General features: G+C 44.0%; 15 protein-coding genes and 1 pseudogene. 9 read left to right on the top strand and 7 right to left on the bottom strand.

Features of this window, described 5'->3' with window-relative positions:
* The first annotated feature begins 77 nt into the window (after window positions 1-77).
* The 3 genes from PSE69_RS13450 (at window position 78) to dusA (ending at window position 2,611) form a co-directional block, all read left to right on the top strand.
* Window positions 78-557 carry a DUF6882 domain-containing protein gene (locus PSE69_RS13450; RefSeq protein WP_036942011.1) on the top strand — a complete coding sequence of 160 codons (480 nt, stop codon included), beginning with the start codon at window positions 78-80 and terminating at the stop codon, window positions 555-557.
* 50 nt (window positions 558-607) lie between these two features.
* The gene (locus PSE69_RS13445) at window positions 608-1,402 is read left to right on the top strand and encodes an inositol monophosphatase family protein (protein WP_014656881.1); all 795 of its coding nucleotides are present in this window, start codon (window positions 608-610) and stop codon (window positions 1,400-1,402) included.
* A 198-nt stretch (window positions 1,403-1,600) separates the two neighbouring features.
* Window positions 1,601-2,611, top strand: a complete 1,011-nt coding sequence (dusA, locus tag PSE69_RS13440) for a tRNA dihydrouridine(20/20a) synthase DusA (protein WP_004924554.1) — start codon at window positions 1,601-1,603, stop codon at window positions 2,609-2,611.
* A 42-nt stretch (window positions 2,612-2,653) separates the two neighbouring features.
* On the opposite strand, the gene PSE69_RS13435 is transcribed toward dusA, so the two are convergent.
* Window positions 2,654-3,637, bottom strand: coding sequence for an NADPH:quinone reductase (locus PSE69_RS13435; protein WP_183124503.1), 984 nt, complete (start codon window positions 3,635-3,637; stop codon window positions 2,654-2,656).
* 329 nt (window positions 3,638-3,966) lie between these two features.
* Here PSE69_RS13435 and dnaB point away from each other — a divergent pair, with 329 nt between their 5' ends.
* The 3 genes from dnaB (at window position 3,967) to PSE69_RS13420 (ending at window position 7,866) form a co-directional block, all read left to right on the top strand.
* Entirely contained in the window at window positions 3,967-5,376 is a 1,410-nt protein-coding gene (dnaB, locus tag PSE69_RS13430; protein ID WP_004924545.1) for a replicative DNA helicase, read from the top strand.
* Window positions 5,377-5,517: 141 nt separating this feature from the next.
* Complete coding sequence (gene alr / locus PSE69_RS13425) at window positions 5,518-6,600, top strand: alanine racemase (protein ID WP_004924542.1); 1,083 nt, start codon at window positions 5,518-5,520, stop codon at window positions 6,598-6,600.
* 69 nt (window positions 6,601-6,669) lie between these two features.
* Complete coding sequence (locus tag PSE69_RS13420; RefSeq protein WP_014656877.1) at window positions 6,670-7,866, top strand: amino acid aminotransferase; 1,197 nt, start codon at window positions 6,670-6,672, stop codon at window positions 7,864-7,866.
* Window positions 7,867-7,924: 58 nt separating this feature from the next.
* Here PSE69_RS13420 and PSE69_RS13415 read toward each other — a convergent pair.
* The 6 genes and pseudogenes from PSE69_RS13415 to uvrA form a co-directional block, all read right to left on the bottom strand.
* Window positions 7,925-8,464, bottom strand: a pseudogene (locus PSE69_RS13415) (transposase); the annotation flags it as partial.
* 778 nt (window positions 8,465-9,242) lie between these two features.
* The gene (locus PSE69_RS13410) at window positions 9,243-9,530 is read right to left on the bottom strand and encodes a type II toxin-antitoxin system RelE/ParE family toxin (protein WP_014656874.1); all 288 of its coding nucleotides are present in this window, start codon (window positions 9,528-9,530) and stop codon (window positions 9,243-9,245) included.
* Entirely contained in the window at window positions 9,527-9,790 is a 264-nt protein-coding gene (locus tag PSE69_RS13405) for a type II toxin-antitoxin system ParD family antitoxin (protein ID WP_004924521.1), read from the bottom strand. Before PSE69_RS13405 ends, PSE69_RS13410 begins: the two co-directional genes overlap by 4 nt.
* A gap of 78 nt (window positions 9,791-9,868) precedes the next feature.
* Window positions 9,869-10,207, bottom strand: coding sequence for a hypothetical protein (locus tag PSE69_RS13400; RefSeq protein WP_004924517.1), 339 nt, complete (start codon window positions 10,205-10,207; stop codon window positions 9,869-9,871).
* Window positions 10,208-10,419: 212 nt separating this feature from the next.
* On the bottom strand, window positions 10,420-10,530 hold the full coding sequence (locus PSE69_RS19910) for a transposase domain-containing protein (RefSeq protein ID WP_350244674.1): 111 nt from the start codon (window positions 10,528-10,530) through the stop codon (window positions 10,420-10,422).
* 249 nt (window positions 10,531-10,779) lie between these two features.
* Window positions 10,780-13,614, bottom strand: coding sequence for an excinuclease ABC subunit UvrA (uvrA, locus tag PSE69_RS13395; protein WP_014656873.1), 2,835 nt, complete (start codon window positions 13,612-13,614; stop codon window positions 10,780-10,782).
* A 389-nt stretch (window positions 13,615-14,003) separates the two neighbouring features.
* Here uvrA and PSE69_RS13390 point away from each other — a divergent pair, with 389 nt between their 5' ends.
* From PSE69_RS13390 to PSE69_RS13380, 3 genes are all read left to right on the top strand, one after another.
* Window positions 14,004-14,519: a single-stranded DNA-binding protein gene (locus PSE69_RS13390; RefSeq protein ID WP_004924506.1), complete on the top strand. Its 516-nt coding sequence runs from the start codon at window positions 14,004-14,006 to the stop codon at window positions 14,517-14,519.
* A 649-nt stretch (window positions 14,520-15,168) separates the two neighbouring features.
* On the top strand, window positions 15,169-17,268 hold the full coding sequence (locus tag PSE69_RS13385) for a RecQ family ATP-dependent DNA helicase (protein ID WP_004924500.1): 2,100 nt from the start codon (window positions 15,169-15,171) through the stop codon (window positions 17,266-17,268).
* On the top strand, window positions 17,265-18,614 hold the full coding sequence (locus PSE69_RS13380; RefSeq protein ID WP_102780980.1) for a DNA-processing protein DprA: 1,350 nt from the start codon (window positions 17,265-17,267) through the stop codon (window positions 18,612-18,614). The genes PSE69_RS13385 and PSE69_RS13380 overlap by 4 nt, the downstream gene beginning before the upstream one ends.
* The last annotated feature ends 395 nt before the right edge of the window (window positions 18,615-19,009 follow it).

Raw genomic sequence — 19,009 nt, 5'->3', positions numbered from 1 at the left:
GAATAAGACAGTTTATAGGATAAATAAGATAAAAAACTGACGTTCGATAATCACGCTGTAGTTTAAGGAATATATGAATGAATCAAGAACTTGAAGATTTACCTTACGATACGTTAATCGAGCGAAGTATGAATGCTCTACAGCATAAAAGCCAATTCCACTGTGATACTTGGCATCTTGATCAGGCAAGTTGGTCAGTCGATCAAGAAGAGGGCACAATTGTTTTTCATGCTCCAGACGGTCTCGTTGCTGTTGCTCCCGTGCAAATCATTGGTACTTATGATCAAAACCAAGGGAGTTGGATGTGGGGATGGGCAAATAGCTCGATTGAGGAGCCATTGTTACAAGACGCATTGGCTGTACAAGAATTTGCTGAACGCAAAGGTTATGAGCAGCTTACCGATGCGATGTGTGACATCTCGGAAAATGAAGCATGGCTATTTACGGCACTCGCTTGCGAATTGAATCAGCAACAAGGGGCTTATCGTGGGGTCGCAGGAAGCACATTGATTTTTATGACCTTTGGTGAGGTCAAACTGCATAAAACCCAAGCATAATCATGGGTTATGATTGCCATAATGTTATATTTTAAATAGGAGCCCACAGTATGCTGGCGATTGCGCTTGAAGCGGCAAAATCAGTCAGAGCGATGACCGTAGAAGCATTTCAAGGTGCGGGCAGTTTTGACTATAAGCCCGACCGTTCAGTGGTCACGGAAACAGATTTACGTGTTGAGTCGGCATTGCGTGAGCACTTTGCCCAACACACACCGGATGTTCCGATCCTTGGTGAAGAATTTGGCCTTGAAGGCGATACTGTTTTCGAATCTGGATGGGTGATTGACCCGATTGATGGCACGCGCGCCTTTATTTATGGCATTCCACTCTTTAGCACTTTGATTGCTTATGTTGAAAAGGGGGAGCCTATCGTTGGGGTGATCAGCTTCCCTGCCATTTCAACGGTAGTTTACGCAGCAAAAGGGCAAGGTTGCTACTTGGAAACACATAACGGTTTATCTCGGCGGCTAACATTAGGTACTGATGCGCCTAAAGAGGTCGCTAATGCCGTCATTTCCGCATCGGGGATCCACAGTAGCACTTACAATCAACGAGAAGGTACAACGATTTACCATCTTGACCGTGTTGTCAGTTGCGCTCGCGACTTTATTTTTGCCAACGATGCTTACCAGCATGCCATGGTGGCAACAGGGCGTCTACATGGGGCCATTGATACGATTATGAAACCGTGGGATAGCGCAGCATTGATACCATGTATTCGTGAAGCGGGGGGTGATGTGTGTTCGTTAAGTGGTGAACGCGATAACGTCATGTTTAGTGGCAGCCTATTGAGTGCTTCAACGCCTGAACTTGCCGATCAACTGGTTAAGTTAATGAACCCGTAAATAGGGTAAACTCGACCGTAGGTAATGAAAGTTTCTACTCTAAAAAAATCGGCGTGCTTTATGGCAGCAAATCAGTTTTACGGCGGGGAGCCGTCATTTGTTGAGGACACCAAAGCCATGGTGTCCTTAGTCGTGTTTCCAATACAGCAAAAACAGATTAAATAGGTTAAGATACACCGAAACACGTCAAATATAAAAATGACTGAAAACAAGGTTTTTCAAGGTATGACAGGCTATAAAAACATAAATCGATTTTCCGTTGCTCCTATGCTCGACTGGACTGACCGCCATTGCCGATATTTTCATCGCTTATTGAGTAAAAATACGTTGCTCTATACTGAAATGGTTACAACAGGTGCCATTATTCATGGTAAGGGCGATTATCTGGCATTTAGTGAAGAAGAGCAGCCAGTAGCATTACAGCTGGGGGGGAGCGACCCTGAGGCATTAGCGCAATGTGCAAAGTTGGCGCAAGAGCGTGGTTATGATGAAATCAACCTCAATGTTGGTTGCCCTTCAGACCGCGTACAAAATGGTCGTTTTGGCGCTTGCCTAATGGCGGATGCTCAGCTTGTGGCTGATTGCGTGAAAGCGATGCAGGATGTTGTGTCGATACCTGTCACAGTGAAAACACGCATTGGCATTGATGAGCAAGATAGCTACGAATTCCTGTGTGATTTTATTGATACCGTCTCAACTAAAGGCGGTTGTGAAATGTTTATCATCCATGCGCGTAAGGCGTGGTTATCCGGCCTAAGTCCGAAAGAAAACCGTGAAATTCCTCCATTGGACTATCCGCGCGTTTATCAGCTAAAACGGGATTTTCCCCACTTAACCATGGCGATTAACGGGGGAATAAAAACACTGGAAGAGGCAAAAGAGCATTTACGTCACCTTGATGGCGTGATGGTAGGGCGTGAAGCCTATCAAAATCCTTCTATTTTGACCGCGGTAGATAACCAATTATTCGATAGCCAATTACCTGTAGTGAATGCGGTGGATGCTGTTCGCCAAATGTTCCCGTATATCGAAAAAGAGTTATCACAAGGCACTTATCTTGGTCATATCACTCGTCATATGTTAGGGATATTTCAAGGAATACCCGGTGCTCGCCAATGGCGGCGCTATTTGAGTGAAAATGCCCATAAGAAAGGGGCTGATCTGGCGGTGGTCGAGCAGGCTCTTGCATTCGTCACCCGCGACCAATAATGTAGTGTGAGGTGCCAACCGTCGTTGGCATCTCACTCAAAATTATGGGATTAGCAGGCTAGAGCCTTGGGTTTTTCTCGACTCTAATGTGCGGTGGGCCGTTTGCACATCTTTCAAGGCAAAGATCTGTTTTTCAGGGACATCCACATTCAATTTGCCACTTAAGATCATATCAAACAGCGCATGGCTTGCCTGATCTAACTCCGCCCGATTAGTGACATAGACCCCTAATGATGGGCGAGTGACGTATAAACCGCCTTTTTGGTTTAAAATCCCTAAGTTCACGCCGGTCACAGGGCCGGATGCGTTACCAAAGCTCACCATTAAACCTCGGCGTTTTAGTGAATCTAATGAGGCAATCCAAGTTGATTGGCCCACTGAGTCGTACACGACATTCACCTTTTCACCTTGAGTGATCTCTTTGACTCGTGCCGCGATATCTTCTGTTTGATAATTGATGACTTCCCATGCCCCCGCCGCTTTAGCGCGCTCGGCTTTTTCAGCGCTGCCAACGGTACAAATCATTTTAGCGCCAAGCGCTTTTGCCCATTGGCAAGCAATCAGGCCTACACCACCCGCAGCCGCATGGAATAAAAAGATTTCATCTCGTTTGATTTGATAGGTTTGATTCAGCAGATAATAGACAGTCATACCTTTCAGGCCACAGGCGGCAGCCTGTTGAAATGAAATTCCATCAGGAAGATGGGCAACGGCATGTTCAGGAACATTATGAACTTCACTATAAGCACCTAGCGGGCCTTGAGCATACATCACTCGGTCACCTGGGCGAAAACCTGTCACTTGGGAGCCGGTTTTTACCACAATGCCCGCAGCTTCAGTACCAAGTCCCGATGGTAAACTCGCGACGGGGTATAACCCACTACGGACATAAGTATCAATATAGTTGATGCCGATTGCATGATTTTCTATCTGAATTTCGTTATCGGCAGGCTCTTTTAGGTCGAAATCGGAATAGCTGAGAACTTCTGGGCCACCATGTTGTGCAAATTCAATACGTTTTACCATGATCATCTCCGATAGGAACAGTCTGCTTGTACTTGTCGTATAATCAAATTACCGGCTGGATGATGGGCAGACAACGCCCATTTTCTCATCGCTGGCTCAATAGGGATAATTTCTTGCCTTCAACAAACAACACAAATGATTTCGCGTTTGATTTGCCTACCATATCAATCACGCAATAATAACGCTATGGTTTGATGATAGAATTATTGGTTAGTGCCACAGCGACGAAAGGCACAATACCCGTTAGAAAAACACAAAGAAAGCCAACGTCAGTAACAAGTTTGGCGTATACTAATGTGCTAGTTAATTATGGATGTGGATAAGAAAGTATGGCTAAGAAATACCCTTCAGAAAACAAGTACAGTGCGCCGCGCGATCAGCAAATGGAAGGCTTAAAACTTCCACCACACTCTATCGAAGCCGAGCAGTCTGTATTGGGAGGGTTGATGCTGGATAATGACCGTTGGGATACTGTTTCCGAGCGTGTCACCCATGCAGACTTTTACAGTCATCCGCATCGTACCATTTTTGCTCAAATGCAAACTCTGCTTGAGCAGGGTAAACCCATCGATTTGATCACATTATCCGAATCCCTTGAACAGGAAGGTAAATTGGATGATGTCGGGGGGTTTGCTTACCTTGCCGAGTTATCAAAAAATACCCCAAGTGCCGCGAATATCAATGCTTACGCCGACATCGTCCGCGAACGTGCTGTTGTGCGTGACATGATCAAAGTCGCGAATGATATCGCCGATGCGGGTTACGACCCACAGGGGCGTAGCAGTGAAGATTTACTCGACTTTGCCGAAACGAAGGTGTTCCAAATTGCAGAGTCGAGAGCGAATAAGGACGAAGGGCCAAAAGATATTGAAGCAATTTTGGCTGAAACCATTGAAAAAATAGAAAAACTGTATCAGCAACCTCACGATGGTGTGACAGGGGTGTCGACAGGTTACCAAGATCTCGATAAGAAAACGGCGGGTCTACAAGGCTCTGACCTTATTATTGTTGCAGCTCGTCCATCAATGGGGAAAACCACTTTTGCGATGAACTTGTGTGAAAATGCAGCGATGACGGAAGAAAAACCCGTGTTGATCTTCAGTTTGGAGATGCCCGGTAGCCAGATCATGATGCGTATGTTGGCCTCCTTATCGCGTGTTGATCAAACACGTATTCGTACAGGCCAGCTTGACGACGAGGATTGGGCGCGTATTTCTAGCACCATGGGGATTTTGTCAGAAAAGCGCAACATGTACATCGATGACTCCTCTGGCTTAACACCAACAGAAGTACGTTCCCGTGCGCGTCGTATCTATCGAGAGCATGGTGGTTTAAGTCTGATTATGATTGACTATTTACAGTTAATGAGAGTCCCTGCATTATCGGATAACCGTACACTTGAAATTGCTGAAATTTCTCGGTCACTGAAGGCATTAGCTAAAGAACTTAATGTGCCTGTTGTGGCGCTATCACAGCTTAACCGGAGCTTGGAACAACGCGCGGATAAGCGTCCAGTCAACTCAGACTTACGTGAGTCAGGCTCTATTGAGCAGGATGCTGACCTTATTATGTTTATCTATCGTGATGAGGTTTATCACGATAACAGTGACTTGAAAGGGGTGGCGGAAATCATTATCGGTAAACAGCGTAACGGTCCGATTGGTACGGTTCGATTAACGTTCAATGGTCAATGGTCTCGCTTTGATAACTATGCGGGGCCTGCCTATGACGATGAGTGAGCTGTCATACTAAAAGCGGCAGTGTTGTTGGCTAGGCTCATGTGGGCTAGTCAGATGCGTATGTATGCAGCAAGCGGCTTATCTATCTTTGGCGCTGAGCTGCATCTTGGATGATTTATAAGAAAGTAAAAAGAGGACATAATGAAAGCGGCAACCGCTTTAATTAACCGCCGCGCTCTGCGACATAATCTGCAACGAGTTAGAGAACTCGCACCACACAGCCGTTTAATTGCCATTGTTAAAGCAAATGCTTATGGCCATGGATTAACCGAAGTCAGCACCACCCTTGAAGATCTCGTTGATGGTTTTGGTGTCGCCCGACTTAAAGAAGCTTTGGCACTGAGGGAACGAGGGATAACGGCTCCTATTGTATTACTTGAAGGTTTTTTCGAACATTCTGATCTCCCCTTGTTAGTGGAACATCAAATCGATACGGTTATCCACTGTGTTGAACAGCTTGCAATGCTGGAAGCAACCGAATTGGCGAACCCGATTAAAGTTTGGATGAAACTCGACACAGGCATGCACCGCTTAGGCGTGTTGCCTCAAGATGCGGAAGCATTCTATCAGCGCTTGCAAGCGTGTAAAAACGTCAAACACCCCATCAATATTATCAGCCATTTCTGTCAGGCTGATGAGCCTGAATTACCGACAACAGCAAATCAAATTCACTGCTTTAAACAGTTTGTTGCCAATAAGGCCGGAGAAAAATCGATTGCGGCATCGGCAGGGATCTTATTATGGCCAGATGCCCATTATGACTGGGTTAGGCCGGGGATCATCATGTATGGTGCCTCCCCTCAAGAAGGCACATCCGCCGAGCATTTTGGCTTACAAAGTGTGATGACACTAAAATCAACATTGATTGCTGTTAGGGAGCATGCTGCTGGGCAATGTGTGGGTTATGGTGCAACATGGTGTAGCCAGCGTGACACTCGGTTGGGCGTTGTTGCGATAGGTTATGGTGATGGTTATCCCCGAAGCGCGCCTTCAGGTACGCCAGTTTTGGTAAATGGGCGAAAAGTGCCTATTGTAGGACGAGTTTCAATGGATATGATCACCGTTGATCTTGGGCCAAATGCCAATGATAAAGTGGGTGATGAGGTGATTTTATGGGGGAAATCTCTGCCAGTTGAAGAAATCGCCGCACAAACAGGCATTATCAATTATGAGTTACTGACTAAATTAACCTCAAGAGTTGTCATGGAATATGTAGACGAATAGCAAACAAAGGGTTATTTTCAAAAGACGAAACAAAAAAATATTATTTTTATCTGATTATGGAGATGTACTGTGTACCAACATGTTGATTCTTACCCGGGCGATCCGATCTTATCGCTGATGGATGAATTTAATAAAGATACTCGTGAAAACAAGATCAACCTGAGTATCGGCTTATACTATGATGGGGAAGGTAAAACACCTGAGCTGAAAACTGTTGGTCATGCGAAAGCGGAATTAAACAAGTTACCAGCAAGCGCGTCACTGTATTTACCGATGGAAGGTCTCAAAGATTATCGCCTAGAGATCCAAAAATTACTCTTCGGTGCTGATTGTCCTCTTATTGCGCAAGAACGTATCGCGACAGTACAAACTATCGGTGGTTCAGGGGCACTAAAATTGGGTGCGGATTTCCTCAACCATTACTTCCCTAAATCAGAGGTGTGGTGCAGTGACCCTACATGGGAAAACCATGCATCAATTTTCTCTGGAGCAGGCACTAAAGTTCACTATTACCCTTACTTTGATGAAAAGAGCAAAGGGGTAAAATTTGCTGAAATGCTGGCAACATTTAAGACATTACCAGAAAATAGCATCATTTTAATGCACCCTTGCTGCCATAACCCAACCGGTTCAGATCTCACGCCAGAGCAGTGGGATGAAGTGACTAAAGTGGCTAAGGCACAAAAACTGATCCCATTCTTGGATATTGCATATCAAGGATTTGCGGAAGGTATTGAAGAAGATGCTTATGCTATCCGTGCGATGGTAAAAGCAGGCTTGCCTGTGTTTGTGAGTAATTCATTCTCTAAAATTTTTGGTATCTATGGTGAACGTGCTGGTGGTTTGTCAGTTATTTGTGAAAGCCAAGAAGAACGTGACCGCGTATTAGGCCAATTAAAAGCAGGGGTACGTCGCCTATACTCAAGCCCACCGTCAAATGGGGCTAAAATTGTGGCGCAAGTTCTCACAAACAGTGAACAGAAAGCACAATGGTTGAAGGAAGTTGAAGAGATGCGCGTACGTATTTTAGAAATGCGTACTGTTCTGGTGGATGAACTGAAAAAAGCACTACCAGAAAAAAACTTTGACCATCTGTTAAAACAACGCGGTATGTTTAGTTACACAGGCTTCTCGAAAGAGCAGGTTGCGCGTTTGAAAGATGAGTTTGCTGTCTACTTAGTGGGTACGGGGCGTGTTTGTATGGCTGGTGTAAACCGTCATAATGTTCAACGTATTGTTGAAGCGTTCGCTGCTGTAAGCAAATAATTCGTGAATTATTGATTAAAAAACGCGGGTTTTGCCCTAATGCTTGTCAGTTAAGTCATTAATATCGCCGTAACGGATACCGTTGCGGCTTTTTCTTTACTGCTCGGGGTAATGCCTTTGTCGCCTACTAGGTAGTACAAAACTTCCAGCCATAGCCAATATCATCATTGATGAATTTCGGTATTTTCCCCGGAGCTACTGCGGAAAGTAGGCTTAGTTGAGCACTCAGGTATAGCGCAGTTTGTTTAAATCCCATCTGATACGGTTCTGTATCTTTCAGGCTGTATGCCATCTGTGCCATCATAAATCGCAGTAAGTTATACGCGAGTACTATTCCCCATAATTCTTGATTTACCAATGCTGGCTTTTTGCTCCTCAATGTGAGTTCATTATTCAACATATGCTGTTTCATTTCCCTGAAGCCATGCTCTATTTCCCAACGATGCCTATAAAGGTCTGCAATATCGGCTTTGGGGTATCGAAGTGGCTCACTCATTGATGTTAATATCTGAACACCCTTTCCATTGATATTTTTTGTTATTAATCGGGCTCTCAATGTCATTGGGGAGTTAGCCCACTTTTTGCGTGCTTGGGGTGTAAAAGGGTTAAAGCAATCTGGCACACGGATATTTGAAGAGAGTTATACACCAATGAGAACGCAGTATCCGATCGAACGAGAAGAGGCGTTCACGGTGCCTGTTTCATTCCAGAATTATTTGGATGGCAAGAAAAATAATTTTTAGAAGCTTGATGTCATTGAAGTCACAGGTGATTTCCATAAACAGTATCCAAATATCGACAATCTCACGCCATCAGATAAAGGAACTATGATTCTATTTTTTGAATTTGCCACATCGTCAGCGAAAATAGGCGGAGAGGCAACAAGTTTTGATGGTGGTGAGATGGGGGGCGGTGTCTTAGGTAGCACTTATGATAAATAGAACGTTTTTAAGATGGTTTTTGACTATTTTGTTGGTTTTATTATTTTATTTAGGCTTGGGCATTTTTGAATTCGGGTTTAGTTCAAGCTTTACATACAACTACACAGTGATAGGTAATGATGATCCAGTTACCGTTTGGTGCGCTTTCGTAGAGAGTTTGCGAATGTATCATGACACTGCAATGGCTTATGTTATTTTTGGCACTCCTATTTTGCTAATATTGTTATTTCTCATTCATAAAAAGATAAGATAGCAACTGTCATGACAGCTTTGGTGAGGGGGCACCCTCATCGGTATCGTTCGACCGCATTGAACCGTTTGACCAGGTCCGGTAACGATTCAGTAAGCCCATGATAGGCAATGGCCTTTTCACTTGCAGTTTTCCCCATTATCCCACTTTCCACAACGAGAAAAGCCACTGTTCCGCGTATATCGTTAACTGAAATGCGCAGGAATATCTCTGGAGCCGTGGAGTATGCGCTCTATGCGCACTTCAGCTTCCAGTACGCGGAAAAATAACAGGTATCGGCCATAAGCACAGCTTCTCAAGCCTGGCAAAATTTCTGGGCGTTCAGCATAGAGGGTCGGAGAGTCTGCAATAAGAAGACATTTTTGATACAGCTCTTCAATAAAACTCAGGGCCCTAATGGGATTATCCTTTGCTATCCAGTCACCGATCGATTCTAAATCCTGTACTGCCAGCGGTGATATACCCAATTTCATTTGCTACCGTTATCCTCAGCCAATGTGGCATACTTACTTGATAAACGGCTAAATACCGCGCTCGCATCTTTACTTTCACCGCTATTAATACCGTCAACTATTGCCGTTTGAAGTGCGGCAAGTTTTAATTGATTTTCCTGCTCTTCTAAAGCGCGAAGTCCTGCACGGATCACTTCACTTGTATTATTATATCGCCCGCTCTTAATCTGACTTTGGATAAATTCCTCAAAGTAAGGGCTTAAAGCTACACTCGTTGACATGGTTAAAATCCCTACTAGTTACCAACTATTATTAACTATTAGTATAAACCCGTTCTTATTTTTATCAATATCGAACAATCAACAATACCGTTCACCTGCATTATAACGGCGGATAAGATCTGGCAAGGACGTTTCCAAACCATAATAGGTGACCGTATGCGCACTGGCGGTCTGGCGCATAAAACCGTTCTCAACAGCAACGAATGCACTGATACGTGCAAAAATGGCGTTTTCGTCATGGTTAACTTCGACGAGAATGCCAGGTTCGATCAGCACACGTCGTTTCTTTCCCGTTTTACGACTCGTTGAACAGTGCTCGCCTTTAACGGTACTGGCACTCCTCGGCATAAATTGACCACCTTTGTAATACTCGCCATTGACGCCTAATTCCCCTCCTTTCTTTGCTTGGCCTTTCATTGGAACCCCCTTATTAAAGAAAGCCGGGGTTAGCCCGTAATGCTTGTCAGTTGAGTTATTAATATTGCCGTAACGGATACCGTTACGGCTTTTTCTTTACTGCTCGGGGTAATGCCTTTGTCGCCTACTAGGTAGTACAAAACTTCCAACCATAGCCAATATCTCATTGATGAATTTCGGTATTTTCCCCGGAGCTACTGCGGAAAGTAGGCTTAGACTTGAGCCATGGAAAGAGAACGAAAAAGAGAGATTTCCATTACAGCCCATACCATCATTCCCATCGGAAGACGGCGTTTTCTTATTGTAACAGCCCCAGTATCCACGAGACATTCGTCAATGAGTTCAGCGGAAAGGAGCTCAGAAAGGGCTGTAAATTATTTTGGCGAGAAAGCCTGAACAGTCTTGAGAGCTTGACTAAGTAACATAAAAAAATCCGTAATCTTGGGATGATTACGGATTTTTACAGCACTGTAGGATCGTTCAACCTATTATTGAGTTCTTAACTGACTGATCGGCATTAGGGTTTTGCCCGCGTTTTTCGATTTCAAAATAAGGCGCTGTCACGCTTGTGGTTAGTAGCCCCGTGCTAAGATGGGTTTTAAGAAACGAGCAGTATGCGATTTTTCACATTCAGCCACTTCTTCAGGTGTACCAGAAATCAAGATTTCACCGCCACCACTTCCCCCTTCAGGGCCTAAATCAACAATCCAATCAGCGGTTTTGATCACATCTAAGTTATGTTCAATGACGACAATCGTATTGCCTTGGTCACGTAATTGATGTAGTACCGTCAAGAGCTGCTGAATATCGGCAAAATGCAGCCCAGTGGTTGGCTCATCAAGGATATAGATGGTTTGCCCAGTACCGCGTTTCGATAGCTCACGAGCCAGTTTCACACGTTGTGCTTCACCACCGGATAAGGTCGTCGCTGATTGGCCTAAGCGGATATAGGATAACCCCACATCCATCAAGGTTTGCAGCTTACGAGCCAGTGCTGGCACAGCATCAAAGAAATCACGAGCCTCTTCGATAGTCATATCAAGCACTTCGTGGATACTTTTGCCTTTATATTTTATCTCTAATGTTTCGCGGTTATAGCGCTTACCTTTACATTGATCACAGGGCACATAAACGTCAGGTAAGAAGTGCATTTCAACTTTGATAACACCATCACCTTGGCAGGCTTCACAGCGCCCCCCTTTAACGTTAAAGCTAAAACGACCTGGATTGTAGCCACGAGTACGAGATTCCGGTACACCAGCAAATAACTCACGAATCGGTGTAAACACCCCTGTATAAGTCGCTGGATTTGAGCGAGGCGTTCGCCCGATAGGGCTTTGGTCGATATCGATGACTTTGTCAAAGTGTTCAAGCCCTTCAACATCAAGATAAGGTGCTGGTGTAATTGTGGTGGCACCATTCAATTGACGTTGTGCGATAGGGAATAAGGTATCGTTGATCAATGTGGATTTCCCTGAACCCGATACCCCAGTGATACAGGTAAATAGGCCAACAGGAAGCTTTAAGGTCACATTTTTCAGGTTATTCCCTTTAGCGCCAAACAGTTTGAGCATCTTGTCTTTATTGACGGGAACCCGTTTTTTAGGGATATCAATGCGCCGCTCGCCACTTAGGAACTTGCCTGTTAAAGAGTCTGTATTGGCGACAATATCTTCTAAGGTACCTTGTGCAACGATTTGACCACCATGGACGCCAGCCCCCGGACCAATATCAATGATATGATCTGCGGCGCGAATAGCATCTTCATCGTGCTCTACCACAATAACGGTATTACCTAGATTGCGTAGATGAATGAGGGTTTCCAACAAGCGATCATTATCGCGTTGATGGAGACCGATCGACGGTTCATCCAGAACATACATGACCCCGACAAGGCCTGCACCAATTTGGCTAGCGAGACGGATACGTTGCGCCTCACCGCCCGATAAAGTATCTGCCGAACGAGAAAGCGTTAAGTAATTAAGACCAACATTCACCAAAAATTTTAATCGGTCACTAATTTCTTTAAGGACTTTTTCTGCAATTTTTGCCCGTTGCCCGCTGAGTTTAAGATTTTGGAAAAACGCCATCGCATGACCAATACTGTAGTCAGCAATTTCAGGCAACGTGGTATTTTCGACAAAAACAAAACGCGCCTCTTTACGTAAACGTGTTCCGTGACATGTCACACAAGGGCGATTGCTAATGTATTTGGCGAGTTCTTCCCGTACCGCCGTTGATTCCGTTTCTTTATAGCGGCGTTCCATGTTATTGAGCACCCCTTCAAAAGGGTGGTGACGAACCGTAATATCGCCGCGATCATTACGATATTTGAACTCAATCGTCTCTTTACCTGAGCCGTACAGAATAATTTTCTGAATGGAAGGACTCAGAGAATCATAAGGGGCTTCAACATCAAATTTATAATGCTCAGCAAGGGATTGCAGCATTTGGAAGTAGTAGAAGTTCCGGCGATCCCAGCCGCGAATAGCCCCACCTGCGAGTGATATCTCGGTATTTTGGATCACCCTTTCAGGATCAAAAAATTGTTGAACACCAAGGCCATCACAGCTCGGACATGCCCCGGCGGGGTTATTAAAGGAGAATAAGCGAGGCTCTAATTCCACCATGCTATAGCCGCATACCGAGCAGGCAAAATTGGCTGAAAACACTAACTCTTCTGCGTCGGGATCATCCATATCGGCAACAATCGCGGTACCGCCGGATAGCTCAAGAGCGGTTTCGAAAGATTCAGCGAGGCGCTGTGCGATATCATCACGGATCTTAAAGCGGTCAACCACAACTTCAATGGTATGCTTCTTTTGTAACTCCAACGTTGGAGGATCGGACAGATCACACACTTCACCGTCGATACGTGCACGAATATAGCCCTGAGAGGCCAAGTTATCTAACAATTTGACATGTTCACCTTTGCGGTCTTTCACGACAGGGGCTAATAACATCATGCGACGATCAACAGGCTGTGCTAGCACGTTATCGACCATTTGACTCACGGTTTGAGCCGCTAGCGGAATATCGTGATCTGGGCAGCGTGGTTCACCTACACGGGCAAATAATAAACGTAAGTAGTCATGGATTTCGGTGATTGTGCCCACCGTTGACCTTGGGTTATGAGAGGTGGATTTTTGTTCAATCGAAATAGCGGGTGATAACCCTTCTATATGATCAACATCGGGTTTCTCCATCAGTGAGAGAAATTGCCTTGCATAGGCGGATAAGGACTCTACATAGCGCCGTTGACCTTCTGCATAGAGTGTGTCAAAAGCTAATGATGATTTCCCTGAACCTGACAACCCCGTAATAACTATCAGTTTGTCTCGGGGGATGATGAGATTGATGTTTTTCAGATTATGAGTGCGGGCACCGCGTACTTCGATATTATCCATTTACCACTTCCCGGATGATTTGATAGTGAACAATCATAAGTGAATCATTATCGCACAATTCAGACTGAATGAATATACAGTGTTTTATTAAAAAACAGATTATAATCATGTGATCTTGAGTTGTCGCGTTGTTGATTATATTCATTCGCACTGAACAAGGCTGGTGTTTGCATTGTCGAATTATTAATGTATCGCGTAGCTGCACAGTAAATTATTCAGGTTGTCAGTTTGTGAACCTTCAAGAACGATACAATTTAAATTTTCAAAGCTGCTCGCAACTTGAGCAAGCTACATCTATTTTAGTATGCAATTCGTATGCATTATGGGTTGGTCGTGCTAAACTTCACGACTAATACAGAGATTAAATTTAATGGATCAGGAGTGTTTAAATGGCCAGCAGAGGCGTAAATAAAGTAATTCTTATCGGTAACTTAGGGCAAGATCCTGAAATCCGTTACATGCCTAACGGTGGTGCTGTTGCAAACCTGACTCTGGCAACTTCTGAAAGCTGGCGCGATAAGCAAACTGGTGAAATGCGTGAGAAAACAGAATGGCATCGTGTCGTGATTTTCGGCAAATTAGCTGAAGTTGCTGGTGAATATCTGAAAAAAGGTTCTCAAGTCTATATTGAAGGTTCTTTGCAGACTCGCAAATGGCAAGACCAAAGTGGTCAAGACCGTTACACCACTGAAGTTGTGGTTAACATCGGTGGCTCAATGCAAATGTTAGGCGGTCGTGGTGGCGAATCATCAGGCCAAAGCCAAGGTGGTCAAAGCGGTTGGGGTCAGCCTCAGCAACCAGCGGCTCAGCAATTCAGTGGCGGCGGCGCCCCAGCGCGTTCACCAGCACCTGCGCCACAAAGCAGCGAACCACCAATGGACTTCGATGACGATATTCCGTTCTGATTGGAATAAAAATCGAATTAAAGTAGATCTGAGGTTTTTTTAGCCGTCTGATTTACAAAGTGCAGAAAACAAACTTCAGCCTTCTAAGTGTGAGAGCATTTAGAAGGTTTTTTGTTTTAGACAAATGTTGGGTGTTGAATAAATACTAAAAATATTATTTTTTATTTAGGTAAATAGTGGTCGTTCCCTCTCTTTTCACCAATCAGAATCATTCCATTAGACTGAAAGATAATTCCCTAAAAGAAGCTATATGTAATGGCTAACAATACGGAAAGAGTGTTTGTGCTTTTACCAAATGAATTTATTGTTTCAGAAGCATTTTAATATCAATAAATTGAACAGAAATTTGAGAACGTTCGCAGTTTTTTACCTCCGGCTGGAAAAGGTAAAATGTGGCTTTATTATGCAGTTCATGAAGCGAGAAAATAATAATGGAAGTCGTGCTATTGCCTTTAAATATAAATAATATTAATGCAGTTGATATTTTTTGTTTCCTATTAGCTTGAATGAATACACGTGATATTCAGGTTGAAAATCGATGCTCTAAATTATCAGGCTGTTTGAATATAGCGAACATTATGTAATTTCACGACTTGTTGCTACCCAAACTTATCAACGGTGAACTTACCGAATAAATTAAGGAGTAATAATGAACCGTGCCGAAGCCCTACAACTACTAAGAACCGCTCTAGCTAGCCCTACTGCCGAATTTCGAGATGGTCAGTGGGAAGCGATTGATACACTAGTAAATCATCGACAGAAGTTACTCGTTGTACAGCGAACAGGTTGGGGGAAGAGTTCGGTTTATTTTATCAGTACGAAGATTTTCCGCGATAGAGGTATGGGGCCAACGATTATTGTATCGCCATTGTTGGCCTTGATGCGCAACCAAATTGAATCAGCGGAACGTTTGGGGATTGTGGCTGAGACGATGAACTCAACTAACCAAGATGATTGGCAAAGTGTTACGCAGCGTATTCACAATAATCAAATTGATTGTTTGTTGATTTCACCTGAACGGTTAGCTAATGATAGTTTTATTGAAACAGTACTTCAGCCTATTGCAGATCGTATCGCTTTGATGGTGATTGATGAAACTCATTGTATTTCCGATTGGGGGCATGATTTCCGCCCTGACTACCGTCGCATTGTGAATATTTTGCGTCAGTTACCTGCAAACACCCCAGTATTAGGCACCACTGCGACGGCTAATAATCGTGTTGTCGATGATATTCAGGCCTTACTTGGTCATATCCGGATCCAGCGTGGTTCATTGATCCGAGAGAGCCTTGCATTGCAAACCATGGTTCTGCCCGATCAAAGTTCTCGTCTAGCATGGCTAGCTCAGGTAATTCCCAATTTGCCGGGTACAGGCATCGTTTACACATTAACAGTACGTGATGCTGAACAAGTTGCTGAATGGCTAAATCGTAACGGTATCGATGCGAAGGCTTATCATAGCAGCGTTGAAAGTGATGATTTTGAAAATAGTAATGTTTACCGTCAACATTTAGAGGAATTACTATTTAATAATCAATTAAAGGTGTTGGTGGCGACGACCGCGTTAGGCATGGGTTATGATAAACCCGACCTAAGTTTCGTCATTCACTATCAAGCTCCGGGGTCTATTGTCGCTTATTATCAGCAAGTAGGGCGTGCTGGCCGTGGTATTGACCATGCAGTAGGCGTATTAATGTCTGGTGTAGAGGATCGGGACATTCATGAATTTTTCTGGGGCTCAGCGTTTCCATCTGAAATGCAAGTCAATGAGGTTTTACAGGCGCTAGAACAGGGTGATGGTTTATCAATACGTAATATCGAGGAGAAAACTAACCTGCGCTACGGGCAGATTGAGAAGGTACTTAAATTATTGAGCGTGGAAAACCCGGCGCCCGTCATTAAAAATGGCAGCCGCTGGGTAAGGACGCCTGTACATTACCAAATGGATCATGCGCGTATTGAACATTTAACAGGACAGCGTGTTCAAGAGTGGCAAGAAGTACAGGCCTATTTGAAAGACAGTGGATGCAAGATGACCTTTCTGCGCAAAGCTCTAGACGACCATGATCCGACTCCTTGCGGTAAGTGTGCATCCTGTATAGCACGCCCAGTTGTCAACCAAGCCATCGACCCCGCTTTGGTTCATCGGGCGGGAACTTTTCTTAAGCACGCCGAGATGGCGATTAAACCTAAAGCACAGGTTGCCGCTAATGCTTTCTTGGAGTATGGCTTTAAAGGTAGTCTGCCACAAAATCTCCGTGCTCAAGAAGGACGGGTTTTATCACGTTGGGGGGATGCTGGTTGGGGGCGTTTAGTTGCAAACAACAAATATGCTGGGTATTTTAGTGATGAATTAGTCGAAGCGATGGCAGAAATGATCCAAAACCGCTGGAAACCAACCCCTGCACCACAATGGGTCTGTTGTGTACCATCGCGAAACCATCCAGAATTAGTACCAAGTTTTGCTCGCCGTTTAGCCTCGCGACTAGGCTTGCCATTTGTGAATTCTGTGAGCAAAATTAAAGATAACCAGCCACAAAAAAGTCAGCAAAATCGTTTCCACCAGTGCCAGAATTTGGATGGCGCATTTGCTATTACAGAATTATTATGTGGGCAGCCCGTACTTTTGGTCGATGACATTGTGGACTCCGGCTGGACGCTAACAGTCATCGCGGCATTATTACAGCAGGCAGGTAGTGGTATGGTATATCCAGTTGCACTTGCCTCTTCTTCGGTAAAAGACTCATGAATGTATCTAGCTCATTGTCACCAACAGCGCAAGCGACTTTATTACTAACTAGCTATTTTTCCAAGGCGAGTAGTGAAGCCGTCAAGCCGCTCACTAATACGGAGTGGGGGCGGTTTGCGTTATGGTTGAAAGAAAAATCAACGACACCAGCAGACCTTTTAGTCTCTGATCCGAAGGCACTACTCAGTGGGTGGCACGATGCTCGTATTAGTACAGAACGGATTGTGGAGCTATTGAACCGTGGGCATAGCCTTGCTCTTGCCATAGAGAAATGGCAACGAGCGGGTTTGTGGGTGGTTACGCGTTCTGATCCTGAATACCCAAAACGTTTAAAACAGCGGTTAAAAACAGATTCTCCCCCCGTGTTATTTGGTTGTGGGAATAAAGCGTTATTGAATATGGGGGGATTAGCCGTTATTGGTTCACGTAATGCAAGTGTGTCTGATCTCACTTATACAGACCAAATTGGTGCTAAAGCAGCATCCGATAATGTCGCGATTATTTCAGGGGCAGCACGTGGTGTCGATGAAACGGCAATGTTAGGCGCTATGCGGCAAGGTGGCGTAATTATTGGTGTGGTGGCGGATAATTTACTAAAAGCCGCAACGAGTAGTAAATGGCGTAAAGGGCTAATGGAGGGGCATGCGGTATTAGTATCACCTTTTTATCCAGAAGCGGGTTTTAGCACCGGTAATGCGATGGCTCGCAATAAGTATATTTACTGTTTAGCAGATAGCGCTCTTGTGATCCATTCAGGTAAAAAAGGGGGTACGTTAAGTGGTGCTGAAGAAAATCTAAAAAAAATGTGGGTGCCTCTATGGGTCAAGCCGACAATTGACAAAAGTGCTGCTAATGCTGATTTGGTCGCTAAAGGCGCGCGCTGGTTAACGGATGATGTGCAACACTCTAATATTGCAGAACTTATTAGAAATGACGTCAATAGTGTTGAGCAGGTAAAAGAAGAACAGCCTGATCTTTTTTCATCTGCCGTTCCTGAACAACCAGAATTATTTGCAGAGCCTAATCCAATATTAGAAGCCAACCTGCCAGAGATAGAGAGCAATGTATCAAGTGGTGTGGAGCAAACAGACAGTTTGGTCGTTTCAAAGCAGTCTATAGAGATTGAGGAGCTGCGTTCAACCCCTGTGGATTTTTATCAATTATTCACAATGGAACTTCAAGGGTTGGCTAAAGAACCAATTTCACTTGATGAACTTATTGCAAAGACAGAATTACACAAATCACAATTAAATGAGTGGTTGAAGCGCGCAGAAAAAGATGGCTTAGTAAAAAAACTCAAACGGCCAGTCCGTTATCAAGCGGTAATTGAGAAAGAGCAGGGCTAAATACCACGTAGTGGAACAAGGATGTTTTACTTAATTGGTAACAATTGAACGAGTGATGGCAGAGTAAGGGGGATTTATAGCATTGATAAACAATATCGCCTAATATGCCGATGATCCAATGGGGGAAGCTATTACAATATAGGAGATTAATACTGAATATCATATTATTGTGATTTTAATGTAGAAAATGACACTAATATTATCACCGTATGCAATAGGTTTAGAAAAACATCTAAATATAAAAAGTTTCTAATTAATATGGTTTTTTATTTAACCTAATAATGAAAGTTTGTCTTTTTATATCAATTATAAAATATTTATCGAGGATGAACATTAAGGGTTTCTTAATATTTAATCAAAAGGAAAAAGGATAACAAATGGATTTAAATAAAAAT

It is taken from the genome of Providencia sp. PROV122 (assembly GCF_028482365.1).
Classification (GTDB): domain Bacteria; phylum Pseudomonadota; class Gammaproteobacteria; order Enterobacterales; family Enterobacteriaceae; genus Providencia; species Providencia stuartii.
This window is presented reverse-complemented; position numbering and strand designations above follow the sequence as displayed.

What these genes read in the sequence shown, in the direction of transcription:
- PSE69_RS13450 (WP_036942011.1), top strand. Translation starts at nt 78, where the DNA reads ATGAATCAAGAACTTGAAGATTTACCTTACGATACGTTAATCGAGCGA.
- PSE69_RS13445 (WP_014656881.1), top strand. Translation starts at nt 608, where the DNA reads ATGCTGGCGATTGCGCTTGAAGCGGCAAAATCAGTCAGAGCGATGACC.
- dusA (WP_004924554.1), top strand. Translation starts at nt 1,601, where the DNA reads ATGACTGAAAACAAGGTTTTTCAAGGTATGACAGGCTATAAAAACATA.
- PSE69_RS13435 (WP_183124503.1), bottom strand. Translation starts at nt 3,637, where the DNA reads ATGGTAAAACGTATTGAATTTGCACAACATGGTGGCCCAGAAGTTCTC.
- dnaB (WP_004924545.1), top strand. Translation starts at nt 3,967, where the DNA reads ATGGCTAAGAAATACCCTTCAGAAAACAAGTACAGTGCGCCGCGCGAT.
- alr (WP_004924542.1), top strand. Translation starts at nt 5,518, where the DNA reads ATGAAAGCGGCAACCGCTTTAATTAACCGCCGCGCTCTGCGACATAAT.
- PSE69_RS13410 (WP_014656874.1), bottom strand. Translation starts at nt 9,530, where the DNA reads ATGAAATTGGGTATATCACCGCTGGCAGTACAGGATTTAGAATCGATC.
- PSE69_RS13405 (WP_004924521.1), bottom strand. Translation starts at nt 9,790, where the DNA reads ATGTCAACGAGTGTAGCTTTAAGCCCTTACTTTGAGGAATTTATCCAA.
- PSE69_RS13400 (WP_004924517.1), bottom strand. Translation starts at nt 10,207, where the DNA reads ATGAAAGGCCAAGCAAAGAAAGGAGGGGAATTAGGCGTCAATGGCGAG.
- uvrA (WP_014656873.1), bottom strand. Translation starts at nt 13,614, where the DNA reads ATGGATAATATCGAAGTACGCGGTGCCCGCACTCATAATCTGAAAAAC.
- PSE69_RS13390 (WP_004924506.1), top strand. Translation starts at nt 14,004, where the DNA reads ATGGCCAGCAGAGGCGTAAATAAAGTAATTCTTATCGGTAACTTAGGG.
- PSE69_RS13385 (WP_004924500.1), top strand. Translation starts at nt 15,169, where the DNA reads ATGAACCGTGCCGAAGCCCTACAACTACTAAGAACCGCTCTAGCTAGC.
- PSE69_RS13380 (WP_102780980.1), top strand. Translation starts at nt 17,265, where the DNA reads ATGAATGTATCTAGCTCATTGTCACCAACAGCGCAAGCGACTTTATTA.